We start from the raw sequence: 16,380 nt of genomic DNA, 5'->3' as shown, positions 1-16,380 counted from the left end.
GAGGTGGTGGCCGGGGCGGTCGGCGGGGCGGTGCGGGCCGGTCATGCCGCCTCCGTCCGGTCCGCCGCCATCCCCGCCGCGTCCAGCAGGGCGGTGCCGACGATGAGGTCGGCGCCGCCGAACTCGGGGTCGTCCAGCTCGGTGCCGTCGTCGACGGCGAACAGCAGCTTCGGCTCCCCCTGGCGGTAGGCGGTGCCGACCGGCGGGCTGGCCGCGTGAACGGCCAGCAGCGCGACGAGGTACGGCAGTTCGGCGTCGCGGGCGCGGGCGTCGGCCAGCAGCCCCGAGAGCCGGCGCGGGGCGTCGTGCGGCAGGTCGAGCAGTTCCATGGCCGAGGCGAGCTGCTCCTCGCTGAAGCGGCTGTCGTCCGGGGTGGCGATCAGGTCGGGCTCCGGCATCTCGGCGCCCAGGTGCTCCCGCTCGACCGGTGGGGTGAGGAGTATGTCGACGAGGTCGCCGACCCGGACGGAGACGGGCGTGCGCAGGCCGGTGCCGCGGGCGAAGAAGGCGTCGGTGACGCGCAGCGCCCGCTCCACGGCCAACGGCAGTACGGGGGCGACGAGATGGCCGTACAGGTCGAGGCCGGAGGTGGTCAGCGGGGTGGCGAAGGCCTGCCGGTCCTGTTCGGCGCGGAAGAGCGGGCCGGCCTCCAGGAGGCGGGACTGGAGCTGGGTGTGGCGGCGGATGCAGTCCTTGACGATGTCGACCAGCTCGGCGGCGCGGCGCTTGTGCTCGGCGTCCTCGGTCTCGTCACGGGCCTTGCGGATGTTGGTGAGGATCGCGTTCTCGTGCCGGTACCGGTCGGCGACGTGGTCAAGGGCCTCGGCGATCATGTCGGGGACAGCGCTGAGCCAGTCCACCGCGCGGACGTTGCGCCGGGTGGCGTCCAGGGCCCTGCGCAGGGTCTCGGAGTACTGCACGGTCCGGTACCGGGCCTGTTCGGCGGCGAGCTGGGCGTCGGCGAGGCGGCCGCGGCTGATCAGCACCTCCAGCTTGACCTCGGCGGCGATCTGGGCGCTGGTGACGTCGGTGTCCAGGGCGCCGACGAGGACGTTGACCGCCTCGTCGGTGGTGCGCAGGTAGACGGTGCCGCCGGGGCCGGGGACCTCCTCCAGCAGCTTGAAGTCGTAGTCGCGGCGGACGTAGGTGCCGTCGGGTCCGAAGGTGCCGTACACCGCGCGGAAGCCGCGGTCGACGCTGCCGACGTTGATCAGGTTCTCCAGGACCCAGCGGGCCACCCGTTCGTGCTCGGCGGCGGGGCGGCGCGGGGCCTGGGCGGCGACGCGCGGGATCAGCCTGGCCACTATCTGGTCGTGGTCGGCGCCGGTGTCGAAGTCCATGTTCAGCGTGACGAGGTCGATGGCGGCGAGGGCGACCTCCGCCATGCCGTACACCGAGTACTCGCCGGCGAGGTTGGCCTTGCGTGCGTCGAGGTCGTGCAGCGGCGCCGTGCAGGCGAGCGCGCGCAGCCGCCGCGCCAGCCCCTCGTCGGCGGCCGGGCCCGGGGCGGGGCGCGGCCCCGCGCTGAGCTGGGGCGGAACGCTGTCCGTCGATGCAGGCGAAGTCACGGTGCACAGACTAGGTCCTCGGTCTGACATCGGCCCAAACGACGCAGATGGGCCCCTTGCCGGCCGGGCCCGGGCCCGCCCTGCGCCCCTGCCCTACGCGTCGTCCCCGACCCGCCGCAGGTAGACCTCCACGACGCGCTCGAGCGAGTTCTCCAGGTAGACCGCGAGCAGTCGCGCCGCCGTCTCCCGCTCGCCGCTCTCCAGTGTCGCGAGGATCTCCGCGTTCCGGGCGATGTACGGCTCGTGCAGGCGCCGGGGGTCGTCCACGACGTGGAAGGCGAGGCGCAGTTCGGCGAAGACGCTGCGCATCAGTTCGTCGGTGCGTTCGCTGCCGGCGAGGGCCACCAGTTCCCGGTGGAAGTGGATGTTGGCCGTACCCACGCCTTTCCAGTCACCTTCGCGGGCCGACCGCCGCCCGTCCTCGACGGCCTCGGCGAGCCCGTCCAGCGGGTACGGCGGCTCGCCGAGGCCGCGGACGACGGCGCACTCCACGAGGGAACGGGTGCGGTAGATGTCCTCGACGTCCTCGACGGTGAGGACCCGGACGAAGACGCCGCGGTTCAGCTCGTGGACCAGGAGCCGTTCGTGTGTGAGCAGGCGGAACGACTCGCGCAGGGTGTTGCGGGAGACGCCGAGGGCGCCGCCGATGCTGTCCTCGGACAAGCGGGTCCCGGGCGGGAAGTAGCCCTCGGCTATCCGGCTCCTGAGGATGTCCGAGACCCGCTCGGCGGTGCTGGTGCGCCCGAGGAGGGCGCGGTCGTCGGCCAGTCCCGTCAACTGCTCTGCCATGCCCGGAATTCAATCGCAGATACCAGAACGAAACAACAGGGGTATTGAGGGATCGTTGAACGATCCCCTACGGTGCCCCAAGTACGTCGCTCTACCGCTCGACCAGCACCCTCCGTCCTCCCACTGCGAGGTGCACCATGAGCACTCCCCCTCCCCCACGGATCCTCCCCTCCGGCACTCGTCCCCGGGGCGCGGCCGAACACCCCACGGAAGAGGGTCCGTTCGGCTGGCTGCGCGCCCTCGGCCCGCGGGGCCGCCGCGCCTTCGGCGGCGCGTTCGGCGGCTACGCCCTCGATTCCTACGACTACTTCACGCTGCCCCTGACCATGGTGGCGCTGGCCGCGTACTTCGGTCTGGACAGCGGCCAGACCGGGCTGCTCACCACGGTCACGCTGGTCGTCTCGGCGATCGGCGGCGCGCTCGCGGGTGTGCTGGCGGACCGCGTCGGCCGGGTCAGGGCGCTGCTGCTCACCGTGATCACCTACGCCGTGTTCACGGTGGCCTGCGGCTTCGCGCCCAACTACGAGACGCTGCTCGTCTTCCGCGCCCTCCAGGGCCTCGGCTTCGGCGGCGAGTGGGCGGTCGGCGCCATCCTGGTGGCCGAGTACGCGAGTCCCAGGCACCGCGGGCGCACACTCGGCGCGATCCAGAGCTCGTGGGCCGTGGGCTGGGCGCTCGCGGTGCTGGTGTACACGCTGGTCTTCTCGCTGGCCGGGGACGACCTGGCCTGGCGTGTCATGTTCTGGACGGGTGCACTGCCCGCGCTGCTCGTGGTGTGGGTGCGGCGCAGCGTCCAGGACGCGCCGCGGGCCGCCGAGGTCCGGGAGAAGGGAGCCGGCAGGGGTTCGTTCGCGGCGATCTTCAAGTCGGGCACGGCGGACTCGCCGGGGCTGTTGCGCGTCACGCTCTTCGCGAGCCTGCTGTCGACCGGCGTCCAGGGCGGGTACTACACCCTCGCCACCTGGGTTCCGACGTACCTGAAGGACGAGCGCGATCTGTCGGTCGTCGGCACCGGCGGCTACCTGACGTTCCTCATCTCGGGCGCCTTCCTGGGCTACCTCACCGGCGGTGTGCTCACCGACGTGCTGGGCCGCAGGCGCAACATCTGGCTCTTCGCACTGCTGTCGGCGGTCTGCATCCTGGCGTACGCGAACATCCCCCGCGGCGCCGACACCCTGCTCCTGGTGCTGGGTTTCCCGCTCGGCTTCTGCATGTCGGCCATCTTCAGCGGGTTCGGTTCGTATCTGAGCGAGCTGTACCCGACGGCGGTGCGGGGCGCGGGCCAGGGCTTCACGTACAACACCGGACGCGCCGTGGGCGCCGTCTTCCCCACCACGGTCGGCTTCCTCGCCGACAGCTGGGGCGTGGGCGGCGCGCTGGTCTTCGGCGCCATCGGCTACGGCATAGCGGCACTGGCCCTGCTGGGGCTGCCGGAGACCCGCGGAAAGGAACTGGCATGAACCGTCCGCACTCCCCGACCGGGGACCGGCCGCTCGCCCTCGTCGACGAGCACGCGCACGCGTGGAGCCCGAAGACGGCCCGCGCCCGCTTCCGGAAGGGGCTGACCGGCCCCACGGCCGGGGTCGCCGCCGGCCACACCCAGGCCAACCTGATCTCGGTGCCGGCCGACTGGGCCTACGACATGCTGCTGTTCTGCACCCGCAACCCGCAGCCCTGTCCGGTGCTCGACGTCACCGACGCCGGGTCCTGGACCACGGTGCTCGCCCACGGCGCCGATCTGCGCACCGATCTGCCGCGCTACCGGGTGTGGCGGGACGGCGAGCTGGTGGACGAGCCGTCGGACGTGCGCGGGCACTGGCGGGACGACCTGGTGACGTTCCTGATCGGGTGCAGTTTCACCTTCGAGTGGGCGCTGGCCGCGGCCGGTGTCCCGATCCGCCACGTCGAGCAGGGCCGCAACGTCCCCATGTACGTCACCTCGCGCGCGTGCCGTCCGGCGGGGCGACTGCGCGGGCCGATGGTGGTCTCGATGCGTCCGGTACCGCCCGCGCACCTGTCGGCGGCGATCCACGAGAGCAGCCTGCTCCCGGCGGTGCACGGCAGCCCCGTGCACTGCGGGGACCCGTCCGCGCTCGGCATCGACGACCTGGACCGGCCCGACTTCGGCGATGCGGTGGACCGCGAGCCCGACGACATCCCGGTGTTCTGGGCCTGCGGCGTGACTCCGCAGGCGGCGGTCATGGCCTCGCGGCCGCCCTTCGCGCTCACCCACGCGCCGGGGCAGATGTTCCTCACCGACGCCCGCGACGAGCAGTACCGCGTGGCCTGATCCCCGATGCCACGACACGGCTCGGGGACGGTCTGCGACACCGGTCGGCCCTGCGCGCCCGCGGCCGGGCGAAGACCTCCAGGGCGCCCATTCGGCGGGCCACGCGCCCGCCGCCGGGCGAAGACCTCCGGGGCGCCGATCCGGCAGGCCACCAGCCGACGGCGTCACGGCGCGGTCTCCGGCAGCACGGGAGCCGTCGGCGGCGGCTCCGCGGGAGCACGCGTCGGGAGGGTCGCCTCGTGTGCGGTCAGGAACGCCTCGACGGACGTGTTCCAGCCGAAGCACTCGGCCCGCGCGCGTGCCGCCTCCCGGCGGTCCCGCTCCCGGCGCGCCAGGAGCAGCTCCACGGCGTCCGCGAAGGCGTCCCCGCGATCGGCGGCGACGGCACCGGCGGCGCCGATCACCTCCGGCAGCGCCGAGGACGCGCTCGCCACCACGGGGGTGCCGCACGCCATCGCCTCCAGGGCGGCGAGCCCGAAGGTCTCGGCGGGTCCAGGGGCCAGGCACACGTCGGCGGATGCCTGGAGGACGCCGAGCAGCCCGGGGTCGGCGACGTGGCCGAGGAAGGTCACCGGCAGCCCGAGGGACCGCGCCCGTCGTTCGAGTCGCGGGCGCAGCGGGCCGTCCCCGGCCACCACCAGTACCGCCCGCACGCCACGCCGCCGCAGCTCCGCCAGCGCGTCGAGTGCCGTACCGGGACGCTTCTCCACGGACAGCCGGGAGCACAGCACCAGCAGCCGCTCGTCCCCGCGCGCGTGCCGTGCCCGCAGCTCCGGGTCGTGCAGTCCGGGGCCGCGACCGGTGAGGTCGACGCCGAGCGGGGCGCGTACCACGTTGCGGGCGCCGACGCGGACGAACTCCCGTTCGGCGAACTCCGTGGTGCACACCACGCGCGCGTAGGCGTGCGCCGTTCGGACGTTGAGGGCGTCGGCGGTGCGTCGGGCCGCGGCTTCGGGCAGGCCCCAGGTGCGCAGCACGCCGTCGGTGGTCTCGTGGGAGACCATCACGGCGGGGACCCGGGCACGCCTGGCCCACCTGCCGGTCCAGCGCAGGGTGGTGCGGTCGGACACCTCCAGGCGGTCGGGGGCCAGCTCCTCCAGCAGGACGGCCACGCGCCTCCGGTCGGTCAGGACGCGGTATCCGCCGGTGCCCGGCAGCGGCGGCCCCGGGAGCGTGATCACCCGGCCCTGTCCGGTCTCCCGGTCGTCGGCCTGCCGGCCGGGGACGACGAGTACGGGATCGTGTCCGGCCGCGCGGTACCCCTTGCCCAGCTCGCGGAGCGCGGTGCGCAGTCCGCCGGACGCGGGTGTGACGAAGTTGGCGAGCCGGACGATCCGCAGCCCGCTCATGCCGCCGGCACCGCCTTCCGGGAGGCGAGCACGTCGGTGTAGTGCCCGATCAGCCGGTCGCCGACGGCCGCCCAGGTCCGTCCCTCCACGGTGGTCCTCCCGGCGGCACCGTAGGCGGCCCGCAGTCCGGGGTCCGCGGACAGGGACCGCACGGCGTCCCGCACGGCGGCGGCGTCGCGCGGCGGCACGAGCAGCCCGGTGCGCCCGTGCGCCACGAGGTCCAGCGGTCCGCCCGCCGCCGGCGCGACGACGGGCACGCCGCTCGCCATGGCCTCCTGCACGGTCTGGCAGAACGTCTCGAAGGGGCCGGTGTGCACGAAGACGTCCAGCGAGGCGAAGATCCGGGCGAGTTCGTCGCCGGTGCGGCGGCCGAGGAAGACGGCGCCGGGCAGCGTCTGCTCGAGGCCGGGTCGGCTGGGTCCGTCGCCGACGACCACGACGCGCACGCCGTCCAGGGCGCAGGCGCCGGACAGCAGCTCCACCTGCTTCTCGGGGGCGAGGCGGCCGACGTAGCCGACGATCGGTTCGCCGTTCGGGGCGAGTGCGCGACGCAGCGCCGGGTCCCGCCGGTCGGGCCGGAAGCGGTCGGTGTCCACTCCGCGCGGCCACAGGCCGACCCGGGGCACGCGATGCGCCTCGAGGTCGCGCAGGGCCGCGCTGGACGGGGCGAGGGTGAGGTCGGCGGCGGCGTGCACGGAGCGGATGCGCCGCCAGGCGGCCGCTTCGCCCGCCCCCATGTACGTACGGGCGTAGCCGGCGAGGTCGGTCTGGTAGACGGCCACGGCCGGGACGCCGAGCCGGGCGGCGGCGGCCATGCCCCGGACACCGAGGACGAAGGGCCCCGCGAGGTGCACGAGGTCGGCGCGGTGCGCGGCGATCGCGGCGGCGACCCGCCGGCTGGGCAGGGCGACGCGGACCTGCGGGTAGCCGGGGAGCGGGACGAGGGGATCCGGACGACGCGGCACGGAGCCCGCGTGTCCGCCTCGGCGGCGGCGGAGGTGGCCGGCGCGACGACGACGCAGTCGTGACCTCGGTCCACGAGGTGCCGGGCGGTCTGGAGCGCGCAGTGGGCGACGCCGTTGACATCGGAGGGAAAGGATTCGGTCACGATGACGACACGCATACAGGTGTTGTCGCCGGACTGGACGTGCTCGCGTCAACGTCGATCTTTCCGGCCGAGGAACGTCCTGTGAGCGTTGCCCCGCCCACCCGGCGGGCCGGACGGCGGCCACGCCCGGCTGAGCCGCGGTCCATCCCCCGTTCACCCGGCGCGTCACCGGGCTCGAGCCGCGCGGCCGGCGCGGCTCCGCTCCGCGCCGGGTGCCGGCGCTCTCACACGGCGGGCGAGTCCGGCCCGAAGCGGCTGCGTACCGCCGTCTGGACCTCGTCCTCCTCGGCCGGGTCGGCGGCGAGCCTGCGCAGCCGCTCGACGACGCGGTTGTCGCCGGTCTCGGCGTGGCGCGCGGCCAGTTCGCGGGTGGTCTCCTCGCAGTCCCACAGGCACTCGATGGCGAAGCCCGCCGCGAAGGACGGATCGGTGGCGGCCAGCGCGCGGGCGGCCCGGCCGCGCAGGTGGGAGGAGGCGGTTTCGCGGTAGATGTGACGCAGTACGGGCGCGGCGCAGGCGATGCCGAGCCGTCCGGTGCCGTCGACGAGGGTCCACAGGGTCGGCGCGTCGGGGCCTTCGCCGCGTACCGCCTCCCGCAGGGCGGCGAGCACGAGATCGCGGTCCTGGGCGGCGCCCCGGCAGGCGAGGACCCGTCCGGCTGCGGCCCCCAGGGCGTCGGGCCGGTGCACCCAGCCACGGGCCCGGTCGACGGCGGCGAGGCTGCGCATCCGCTCGTAGGTGGCGACGGCGGCCTCCACCACGGGGGTCGACCCCGTCGCCACGGCTCCGTCGATCAGGTCGAGGACGTCCGGGTCGTTGCTGTCGGCGAGATAGCGCAGGGCGGTGCAGCGGGCGCCCTCGGTGCCCGACCGCGCGGCCTCGACGATCTCGGGGCGGTCCTCGGGCCCGGCGACGGCCGTGAGGCAGCGGGCGGCCGGCACATGCAGCGGGGTGCCGCGCTCGACCCCCTGCTCGGCCCATTCGAAGACGGCTCGCACGCTCCAGCCGGGGCGCGGCCCGGAGGAGTCCATCTGGCGCTGCCAGCGGTCGAAGCAGCCCGTCTCCTGGGCGGCACGCACGCGCGTGGCGATCGATTCCCGGGGATCCTCGGCCCACAGGCGCCAGGGCCTGGGTTCGAAGGCGTCCCGCACCGCGGCGGCCAGCTCGGCCTCGCCCTCGGCGTCGCGCGGGAAGCGGGCCAGGACGGGCGCGGCGAGGGCACGCAGTCCCGCGTCGTCGTCGCGCAGTGCCAGCTCGTCCAGGGCCCACGCCCAGTTGACGCCGTGGGCGGCGTACCGGCGCAGCAGCTGGAGCGCGTCCAGCCTGCCGTAGGAGGCGAGGTGGCCGAGGACGGCGAGGGCCAGCCCGGTGCGCGACTCGTCGGCGTCCAGGACGTCCTCGGGGTCGAAGAGGTGGGCCTCGATCGCGTCCAGCTCGCCGTTCAGGTCGAGGTAGAGGCGGGCGTAGTAGAGGGAGCGGTTCTCGACCTGCCAGTCGTGGCGGGGGTCGTGGAGCACGCAGTGGTTCAGCGCTGCGAGCGCTTCGGCACGCGGCGCGGTGAGCGCGTGCAGCGTGCCGTCGCCGCGACCCCGCTGAAGCAGGCCGAGCAGCGTACCGCTGGGCGCTATGACCGGATCGAACATGGGAAACAGCCTCACATCAAGCGTCGACGCAACCGGGGAGCACGCGTTACCTGGCCGTGCGCCAACACGTCGGAGCGCCCGCCGTCTCTTGCTTGCTGAAGACCATGTTCCTCTGCCTCTCGTCGGTGGCCCTTGCGGGCCGAGTCACGGCCCGCGCGGTGCGGCAACACCTGCCCAGCCATCACGTCCGTGAACCACGTCGTCATGATGGCCCGGCGGTCACATCTGCCGCGACCGAAATTTCGGCGGCCCTGTACCGCCTCCCCCGTTTCCAGTGTTTTCCCTGGTCAGAAAATGTGGAGCAGGCCTGGACAGGACCGTCTCCACCGCCCCGTCACCGGGCGCCGAACAGCTCCAGCAGGTCCGTCCGGGCGAACATCCGGGCCGTGTCGACGGCCGACGGGGTGCCCGCCGCCGGGTCCGCGCCCGCCTCCAGCAGCGCCTTGGTCACGTCGGTCTCACCCTTGAAGGCGGCTCCGGCGAGCGGCGTCTGCCCCCGGTCGTTGACACGGTCGGCCTCGGCGCCACGGGCCAGCAGCGCGCGGACCGCGTCGGCGTGGCCGTGGTAGGCGGCGAGCATGACGAGGGAGTCGCCGCGGTCGTTGGTGAGGTCGGCCGGAACACCGGCGTCCACGTACGCCACCAGCTCCTCGGTCCGGCCCTGCCGGGCCAGATCGAAGATCTTGGTCGCCAGCTCCACGACCTCGGGGTCGGGGGCTTCACTCATCGGCCGGACCACCTCTCACTACCTGCGTGACGCTCGTACGGGTCTGACGAACGCCGGGGACTACGGGTACGCACGGCCACGAGCGGTGTGGCCGTGCGGGTGAACCGCCAGGGTACTGGCTCGCGACACACCCGGGCGGCCCAAGGACCGCTCCGCCACCTGAGGTAATTCGGTCGAATTTCCCCCATTTGCACCTTTTATCGTATGGATACATGCTGTGAGCCTGGAAGTACTCATGGTGACTGTCCCCGTGAACCAGGAGAACTCACATGATCCTCTCGATCTCAGGCGTGGTCCTGCTCGGCATCGTCGTCTTCATCTTCTTCCGCAAGGACGGCCTCAAGGCCTCGCACGCGCTGGTCGCCGTACTGTTCGGGTTCTATCTCGCGAGTACGGCCATCGCCCCGAGCATCAAGGCGGGCGGCGAGAGCCTGGCGGGCCTCCTCGGCGGCATCAAGTTCTGACGACCCCCTTCCCCCGCCCGACATCCGCACGTACGCACCTCCAGGAGGCAGCAGTGGCCCGGCGGCCCCTCCCCCGCATTCTGAGCAACGGCGGCGCACAGCTCGCCCGGAGCCGGGAGCTGGCCCGGACGGCGGCCGACAGCGCCACCGACGTCCTCCAGCCGCTGATCACGATCGCTCGCGGTCTGCGCCGACTGGCCGCGGCCGGGACGCGCAGATGGACCGAGACCCCCAGGGACCGGCGCGGCGCGCTGCTGTTCCTGGTGGCCTCGGTGGTCCTGGTCGTGGCGCTCGTGCCGTACGGCCCGCTGCTCGCCGTCATCGTCCTGATGGCGGCGGCAGCCTGGCAGGGCAGGGAACGCACCCCGGCGGCGCCCGAGGGCACCGACGACACCCGGACCAGGCGCCTGCAGTCGCTCTACGAGGCGCTGGTCCCGTACTTCTCCATCGCGGAGGACCCCGACCCCCTGTACGCCCACGGCGGCGGTTGGGAGAAGGCGTTCCCCGCCCACGAGTTCGACGAGGACGGGCGCGTCGCCCACCTGGTGATCCGCTACCCCGCCTACTTCACCGACGGGGAGGCGGAGTCCCGGGCCCGGATCGAGCACCTGCTCACCGCGAAGTCCGGCCGGGGCCGGGAGTACCGCTTCACTTGGGACGAGGAGGCCAACCACCTCTCCGTCGACGTGCTCGCGGCGCTCCCGACCGACATCGCCGCCCAGCGTTTCGTGACGGCGCCCGGCGAGACCGTCCTCGGCTTCACCGACCCGACGCGCGTCCAGCGCACGCTCCCGCTCACCCACGGCGTGGAGCAGCGGGACGTACCGCCGGTCGTCTGGCGCACCGGCATCCGCTCGACCGAGCCCCACCTGCTGGTCCTGGGGCAGCCCGGCACCGGCACGTCCACCCTGCTGCGCTCGGTCGCCCTCCAGGCGCTGCACCACGGCGACCTGCTGATCGTGGACGGCGGGGGCACCGGGGAGTACGCCTGCCTGGTCGGCCGGGACGGCGTCCTGGCCGTGGAGTGCGGCCTCACCGGCGCGCTGACCAGCCTGGAGTGGGCCGCCGCGGAGACGGAGCGGCGGCTGATCGCCGTGAACCGGGCCCGTCAGGAGGGCCTGGCGGCACCGGACGACACCCGGCGGCCCCTGTGGGTCTTCCTGGACCGTCCGACCGCGTTCACGCACCTCGCCGACACGGGCGGGCGCCGCGACCCGCAGACCCTGCTCCAGGTCCCCCTGCGGCACGGCCGGGCGGCGAACGTGACGGTGGTCGTCGCCGACCAGCTCGACGCCCTCGACAGCCTCACCGACGCCGTACGGCAGCACACGCGCGCGCGTGTCGTGCTCGGCCCGGCCACCGCGGACGAACTGGCGAACGCGCTGGGTGCTCCCCCGCACACCACTCCGCTCGACCAGGTACCGCCCGGCCGGGGGTACGCCCGAATCGGCACCGGCCCGGTGCATCGCCTCCAGGTCCCGGCCACCCCGGACCCCTACGACGACGCGACGAGCGAGGCCCACCGGCAGGCGGTGCTCGACCTGCTCCCCCCGCGCACGACACCGGCGGACGGGGAGCAGGCGCCCCTCCCCCCGGAGGCCGAGGCGGAGGTGGAGGCTGCCGGGGCGAAGGCCAAGGCCGTCTCCATGGAGAAGCAGGGCACCCCGGTCCACGTGGTCGCGAGCGAGCCGGAGGCGACCGCGGAGACGGAGCCGGACACGGTGACGGCGGAGAAGGCGACGGCCGGGACGCCGGCCGAAGCCGCGCCCGCTGAGACGGTTCCCGCCGACGCGGTCGCGGCGGAGACCTCCTGACGCCCCGGCCGGGACGACGCCCCCACCGCCCGTCCCGGCCCCCGCCGCCTCTCCACCGTCCGGCCCACGTCCCTCCCGGAGCCCCCGGCAGCCGAGCCCGAAAGGCCCTAGGCCACGAACGTCCGCGGTGCCTCTCCGCCGCCCCCGACGCCGCCGCTCTCCACCAGCCGGGCCGCCGCGGCCAGTCGTACCGCCGCCTCCTCGGCGACCGCGCCGCCGACCGTGAACGGCAGCCGGACGTACCCCTCGAAGGCACCGTCGACCCCGAAGCGCGGCCCGGACGGGACGCGGACGCCCACCCGCTCCCCCGCCTCGGCGAGCCGGGATCCCGACAGCCCCCCCGTGCGCACCCAGAGGGTGAGCCCACCGCGGGGCACCTCGAACTCCCAGTCGGGCAGCTCCCGACGCACCGCCGCCACCAGCTCGTCCCGGTTCTGCCGGGCCTGCTCGCGGCGCACCGTCACGGCCTGCTCCCAGCCTCCGGTGCTGAACAGCCAGTTCACGGCGAGCTGCTCCAGCACCGGTGTGCCCAGGTCGGCGTACGCCCGTGCGGCGACCAGGCTGCGGATCACGTCGGGCGCGGCGCGGACCCAGCCGATGCGCATCCCGGCCCAGAAGGCCTTGCTCGCCGAGCCGACGGTGATCACGGTGGACCCGGCCGGGTCGAAGGCGCACACGGGGCGCGGCATCTCGACGTCGTCCAGCCACAGCTCGCTCATCGTCTCGTCGGCGACGAGCACCGTCCCCGCCGAGCGGGCCGCGTCGACCAGCCGTCGCCGCTGGTCGTCGTCGGCGAGCGCACCGGTGGGGTTGTGGAAGTCGGCGACGACGTAGGCGATCCGGGGCGCGGCGTCGCGCAGCACCTGGCGCCAGCGATCCACGTCCCAGCCGGTGAGGCCCTCGGCCATCGCGACGGGCACCAGCCTGGCCCCGGCCTCGCGCATCAGCTGGAGGATGTTGGCGTAGGACGGGGACTCCACGGCGATCCGCTCGCCGCGCCCGCCGAAGAGGTGGCAGATGGCGTCGATGGCGCCCATCGCCCCCGTGGTCACCATGATCTGCTCGGGCATGGTGGGGATGCCCCGCGCGGTGTAGCGCTCGGCGATCATCGCGCGCAGCGCGGGCAGGCCGGCCGGGTAGTCGCCGTGGGTGTGCGCGTACGGCGGCAGCTCCTCGAGGGCGCCCTGCACCGCGCGGGTGAGCCAGGGCTCGGGCGCGGGCAGCGCCGCGCATCCCAGGTCGATCACCGAGCCGAGCGCCTCGGGGGGCAGCGGCTCGAGTCCGCGCGCGGGCAGCGGGTTCCCGGCCGGAACCGCGGTCCAGCTGCCCGCCCCCCGCCGGGACTCCAGGAAGCCCTCGGCCCGCAGCGCCTCGTAGGCGGCAGCGACGGTGGTCCGGCTGACGGTCAGGGCGAGGGCAAGTTCGCGTTCGGCGGGCAGCCGGGCGGCGACCGGGACGCGGCCCTCGAGGACGAGCAGCCGGATGCCGTCGGCGAGCGCGCGGTAGGCCGGCGGACGGCGCGTGCCGGGCCCGGCCGGGCGGTCCTGCTGGGAGCCGAGCAGCCGCGCGAGCTGCCCCGCCCCCACGGCCGAGGTCCACTGCGCCATGGAAATCAGTCCACCTTCCCCGAATTGGCCATGGTTGACTCTTCTTCTGAAGCCACAGGGTGTCATGTGGCAGTCCACTACCACCACCCAGGGGGCACCTTTTGTCCGAGAAGCGACTCGCACGGCGGCTGATCCAGCTCTACGGCGGCCTGGTGTTGTACGGGGCGAGTTCGGCGCTGCTGGTCAGGTCCGGGCTCGGCCTCGAACCGTGGAACGTGCTGCACCAGGGCCTGGCGGAGCACACCGGGCTGTCGATGGGCGTGGTGCTGACCGTCGTGGGCGCGTTGGTCCTGCTGCTGTGGATCCCGCTGCGCCAGCGGCCGGGCCTCGGCACCGTCTCCAACGTGCTCGTGATCGGCGCCGCGATGGACGCCACGCTGAGCGTCGTGCCGGACGCCCACGGCTGGACGCTGCGGATCGCCGCGATGGTGGCGGGCATCGTCCTGAACGGCGCGGCGACCGGGCTGTACATCGCCGCGCGCTTCGGCCCGGGCCCCCGGGACGGCCTGATGACGGGGCTGAACCAGCGCACGGGGCTCTCGGTGCGGCTGGTGCGGACCGCCGTCGAGATCACTGTCGTGGTGACGGGCTTCGCGCTCGGCGGCACGGTGGGCCTCGGCACCCTGCTCTACGCCGTGTCGATCGGCCCGCTCGCCCAGGTGTTCCTGCGCGCGTTCGCCGTGCCGGAGGCACCGGACGGCAGCACGGTGGTTGCCGCCGGTCAACCCCGGCGCGCGATACTGCGTCGGTGACCACCCCGATACGCCACCCCTACCTCGACCATCCGGGCCCCATCGCCTTCGCCCACCGGGGCGGGGCGGCGGACGGCCTGGAGAACACGCTGCGGCAGTTCCGCCGGGCCGTCGGGGCGGGCTACCGGTACATCGAGACCGACGTGCACGCCACGCGGGACGGGAAGCTGGTCGCCTTCCACGACGGGACCCTGGACCGGGTGACGGACGGGGCCGGGCGGATCGCCGACCTGCCGTGGGAGAACGTGCGCCACGCGCGCGTGGCGGGCGAGGAACCGGTGCCGCTCTTCGAGGAGCTCCTGGAGACCTTCCCCGGGGTGCGCTGGAACGTCGACGTGAAGGCGGAGCCGGCCCTGGAGCCGCTCCTGGAGCTGATCGGACGGCACAACGCCTGGGACCGGATCTGCGTCGGCTCGTTCTCCGAGGCGCGCGTGGTCCGCGCCCAGCGGCTGGCCGGCCCGCGCCTGGCCACCTCGTACGGCACCCGCGGCGTCCTCGGACTGCGGCTGCGTTCCTGGGGCGTGCCGTTCCCGCTGCGCCGCTCGGCGGTGGCCGCGCAGGTTCCCGAGACGCAGTCGGGCGTCCCGGTGGTGGATCACCGCTTCCTGCGGGCCGCACACGCGCGCGGGCTGCAGGTGCACGTCTGGACGGTGAACGATCCGGACCGCATGCACCGGCTTCTGGACCTGGGGGTGGATGGCATCATGACCGATCACATCGACACACTGCGCAAGGTCATGGAGGACCGCGGCGCCTGGGGATGACCCGGCCGCACCCCGGGGACGGTGCGCGTTCACGGGGAAGCGAGGGCACGGTGGGCACCGACACCCTGCGGACGGATGCGGCGGACGGGGCCGACCCGGCCGCCGAACGGCGGCGCGAGCAGCGTGGCTGGTACTTCTACGACTGGGCGTGCTCCGTCTACTCGACGAGCGTGCTCACCGTGTTCCTGGGGCCCTATCTCACCTCGGTCGCGGAGTCGGCGGCGGACGCGGACGGGTACGTCCACCCGCTGGGCATACCGGTGCGCGCCGGGTCGTTCTTCGCGTACTCGGTGTCGCTGTCGGTGATCGTCGCGGTGCTGGTGATGCCCCTGGTGGGCGCGGCGGCCGACCGCTCGGGGCGCAAGAAGCCGCTGCTGGCCGCCGCCGCGTACACCGGGGCCGCGGCCACGACCGCCATGTTCTTCCTCGACGGCGACCGCTACCTGCTGGGCGGCCTGCTGCTGGTCGTCGCCAATGCCGCGCAGTCGGTCGCCATGATGCTCTACAACTCCTACCTGCCCCAGATCGCCCCGCCCGAGGAGCGCGACGCGGTCTCCTCCCGCGGCTGGGCCTTCGGCTACGCGGCCGGCTCCCTGGTCCTGATCGTCAATCTGGTCCTCTACACCGGCCACGACTCCTTCGGACTGAGCGAGAGCGCGGCGGTCCGCATCTGTCTGGCGTCGGCGGGACTGTGGTGGGGCGCCTTCGCGCTCATTCCGCTCCGACGGCTGCGCGACCGGCGCGCGGCGGCACGGGAGGCGGCGCTGCCCGGCTTCCGGCAGCTCGCGGCGACCGTCCGCGACATGCGCCGCCGCCCGCTGACGCTGGCCTTCCTGCTGGCGTACCTGGTCTACAACGACGGCATCCAGACGGTGATCTCCCAGGCCTCGGTCTACGGCTCCGAGGAACTGGACCTCGGACAGTCCACGCTCATCGTGGCGGTGCTGCTGGTCCAGGTGCTGGCGGTGGTGGGCGCGCTGGCGCTCGGCCGGCTGGCCCGGAGGTACGGGGCCAAACGCACGATCCTCGGGTCGCTGGTCGCCTGGACGGTGACCCTCGCGGCCGGGTACTTCCTGCCGGCCGGGGCGCCGGGGTGGTTCTTCGTGCTGGCCGCCGGGATCGGGCTCGTCCTGGGCGGCAGCCAGGCCCTGTCCCGCTCCCTGTTCTCCCACCTGGTTCCGCCGGGCAAGGAGGCGGAGTACTTCTCGGCGTACGAGCTGAGCGACCGCGGGATGAGCTGGCTCGGGCCGCTGCTCTTCGGGCTGACCTACCAGCTGACCGGGAGCTACCGGGACGCGATCATCTCGCTGGTGGCCTTCTTCGTCATCGGCTTCGTGCTGCTCGCGCGGGTCCCGGTGCGGCGGGCGATCGGCGACGCGGGCAACCCGGTACCCGAAAGGATTTAGCACTCGGCGCGAAAGGGCTGTAGTGTACGCGTTTGGCCTGCCAGGCGTACCGTTACTGCGCGTCAAAGGTGCCGAATCGCTATGTCACATCTGCCAGCA

At 73.8% G+C, this 16,380-nt stretch carries 13 protein-coding genes and 1 pseudogene; 7 read left to right on the top strand and 7 right to left on the bottom strand.

The features are described from left to right. Nucleotides 1-41: 41 nt before the first annotated feature. The gene (locus tag Sru02f_RS12015; protein WP_109034079.1) at nucleotides 42-1,568 is read right to left on the bottom strand and encodes a hypothetical protein; all 1,527 of its coding nucleotides are present in this window, start codon (nucleotides 1,566-1,568) and stop codon (nucleotides 42-44) included. Nucleotides 1,569-1,661: 93 nt separating this feature from the next. Beyond that, a complete protein-coding gene (locus Sru02f_RS12010) occupies nucleotides 1,662-2,357 on the bottom strand; it encodes a GntR family transcriptional regulator (protein ID WP_109034077.1) in 696 nt (231 codons plus the stop codon). Nucleotides 2,358-2,494: 137 nt separating this feature from the next. Between Sru02f_RS12010 and Sru02f_RS12005 the strand changes: the two genes are divergently transcribed. Further along, nucleotides 2,495-3,817 carry an MFS transporter gene (locus Sru02f_RS12005; protein ID WP_109034075.1) on the top strand — a complete coding sequence of 441 codons (1,323 nt, stop codon included), beginning with the start codon at nucleotides 2,495-2,497 and terminating at the stop codon, nucleotides 3,815-3,817. Continuing rightward, nucleotides 3,814-4,647 carry a putative hydro-lyase gene (locus tag Sru02f_RS12000; RefSeq protein WP_109034073.1) on the top strand — a complete coding sequence of 278 codons (834 nt, stop codon included), beginning with the start codon at nucleotides 3,814-3,816 and terminating at the stop codon, nucleotides 4,645-4,647. The genes Sru02f_RS12005 and Sru02f_RS12000 overlap by 4 nt, the downstream gene beginning before the upstream one ends. 164 nt (nucleotides 4,648-4,811) lie before the next feature. Here Sru02f_RS12000 and Sru02f_RS11995 read toward each other — a convergent pair whose 3' ends face one another. From Sru02f_RS11995 to Sru02f_RS11980, 4 genes and pseudogenes are all read right to left on the bottom strand, one after another. Further along, entirely contained in the window at nucleotides 4,812-5,996 is a 1,185-nt protein-coding gene (locus tag Sru02f_RS11995) for a glycosyltransferase (protein ID WP_109034072.1), read from the bottom strand. Continuing rightward, nucleotides 5,993-7,119: pseudogene (locus Sru02f_RS11990) on the bottom strand (glycosyltransferase family 4 protein). The gene Sru02f_RS11995 and the pseudogene Sru02f_RS11990 overlap by 4 nt, the downstream one beginning before the upstream one ends. 209 nt (nucleotides 7,120-7,328) lie before the next feature. After that, the gene (locus Sru02f_RS11985; RefSeq protein ID WP_109034070.1) at nucleotides 7,329-8,747 is read right to left on the bottom strand and encodes a hypothetical protein; all 1,419 of its coding nucleotides are present in this window, start codon (nucleotides 8,745-8,747) and stop codon (nucleotides 7,329-7,331) included. A gap of 334 nt (nucleotides 8,748-9,081) precedes the next feature. After that, nucleotides 9,082-9,474 carry an ankyrin repeat domain-containing protein gene (locus Sru02f_RS11980; protein WP_109034142.1) on the bottom strand — a complete coding sequence of 131 codons (393 nt, stop codon included), beginning with the start codon at nucleotides 9,472-9,474 and terminating at the stop codon, nucleotides 9,082-9,084. Nucleotides 9,475-9,743: 269 nt separating this feature from the next. On the opposite strand from Sru02f_RS11980, the gene Sru02f_RS11975 reads away from it, so the two are divergent. After that, nucleotides 9,744-9,938, top strand: a complete 195-nt coding sequence (locus Sru02f_RS11975) for a hypothetical protein (protein WP_003977410.1) — start codon at nucleotides 9,744-9,746, stop codon at nucleotides 9,936-9,938. Between the two features lie 53 nt (nucleotides 9,939-9,991). Next, nucleotides 9,992-11,752 carry a hypothetical protein gene (locus tag Sru02f_RS11970; RefSeq protein WP_109034067.1) on the top strand — a complete coding sequence of 587 codons (1,761 nt, stop codon included), beginning with the start codon at nucleotides 9,992-9,994 and terminating at the stop codon, nucleotides 11,750-11,752. A gap of 107 nt (nucleotides 11,753-11,859) precedes the next feature. On the opposite strand, the gene Sru02f_RS11965 is transcribed toward Sru02f_RS11970, so the two are convergent. After that, entirely contained in the window at nucleotides 11,860-13,359 is a 1,500-nt protein-coding gene (locus tag Sru02f_RS11965) for an SCO1417 family PLP biosynthesis transcription factor (protein ID WP_109034065.1), read from the bottom strand. Nucleotides 13,360-13,460: 101 nt separating this feature from the next. Between Sru02f_RS11965 and yczE the strand changes: the two genes are divergently transcribed. From yczE to Sru02f_RS11950, 3 genes are read left to right on the top strand one after another with little or no spacing between them, the layout of a single operon-like run. After that, nucleotides 13,461-14,111 carry a membrane protein YczE gene (gene yczE / locus Sru02f_RS11960; protein WP_244941915.1) on the top strand — a complete coding sequence of 217 codons (651 nt, stop codon included), beginning with the start codon at nucleotides 13,461-13,463 and terminating at the stop codon, nucleotides 14,109-14,111. Further along, nucleotides 14,108-14,875 carry a glycerophosphodiester phosphodiesterase gene (locus Sru02f_RS11955; protein WP_109034062.1) on the top strand — a complete coding sequence of 256 codons (768 nt, stop codon included), beginning with the start codon at nucleotides 14,108-14,110 and terminating at the stop codon, nucleotides 14,873-14,875. Before yczE ends, Sru02f_RS11955 begins: the two co-directional genes overlap by 4 nt. Before the next feature lie 50 nt (nucleotides 14,876-14,925). Beyond that, nucleotides 14,926-16,281, top strand: coding sequence for an MFS transporter (locus Sru02f_RS11950; protein WP_109034060.1), 1,356 nt, complete (start codon nucleotides 14,926-14,928; stop codon nucleotides 16,279-16,281). The last annotated feature ends 99 nt before the right edge of the window (nucleotides 16,282-16,380 follow it).

It is taken from the genome of Streptomyces rubrogriseus (assembly GCF_027947575.1).
Taxonomy (GTDB): Bacteria; Actinomycetota; Actinomycetes; order Streptomycetales; family Streptomycetaceae; genus Streptomyces; species Streptomyces rubrogriseus.
This window is presented reverse-complemented; position numbering and strand designations above follow the sequence as displayed.

What these genes read in the sequence shown, in the direction of transcription:
- Sru02f_RS12010 (WP_109034077.1), bottom strand. Translation starts at nt 2,357, where the DNA reads ATGGCAGAGCAGTTGACGGGACTGGCCGACGACCGCGCCCTCCTCGGG.
- Sru02f_RS12005 (WP_109034075.1), top strand. Translation starts at nt 2,495, where the DNA reads ATGAGCACTCCCCCTCCCCCACGGATCCTCCCCTCCGGCACTCGTCCC.
- Sru02f_RS12000 (WP_109034073.1), top strand. Translation starts at nt 3,814, where the DNA reads ATGAACCGTCCGCACTCCCCGACCGGGGACCGGCCGCTCGCCCTCGTC.
- Sru02f_RS11995 (WP_109034072.1), bottom strand. Translation starts at nt 5,996, where the DNA reads ATGAGCGGGCTGCGGATCGTCCGGCTCGCCAACTTCGTCACACCCGCG.
- Sru02f_RS11985 (WP_109034070.1), bottom strand. Translation starts at nt 8,747, where the DNA reads ATGTTCGATCCGGTCATAGCGCCCAGCGGTACGCTGCTCGGCCTGCTT.
- Sru02f_RS11980 (WP_109034142.1), bottom strand. Translation starts at nt 9,474, where the DNA reads ATGAGTGAAGCCCCCGACCCCGAGGTCGTGGAGCTGGCGACCAAGATC.
- Sru02f_RS11975 (WP_003977410.1), top strand. Translation starts at nt 9,744, where the DNA reads ATGATCCTCTCGATCTCAGGCGTGGTCCTGCTCGGCATCGTCGTCTTC.
- Sru02f_RS11965 (WP_109034065.1), bottom strand. Translation starts at nt 13,359, where the DNA reads ATGGCGCAGTGGACCTCGGCCGTGGGGGCGGGGCAGCTCGCGCGGCTG.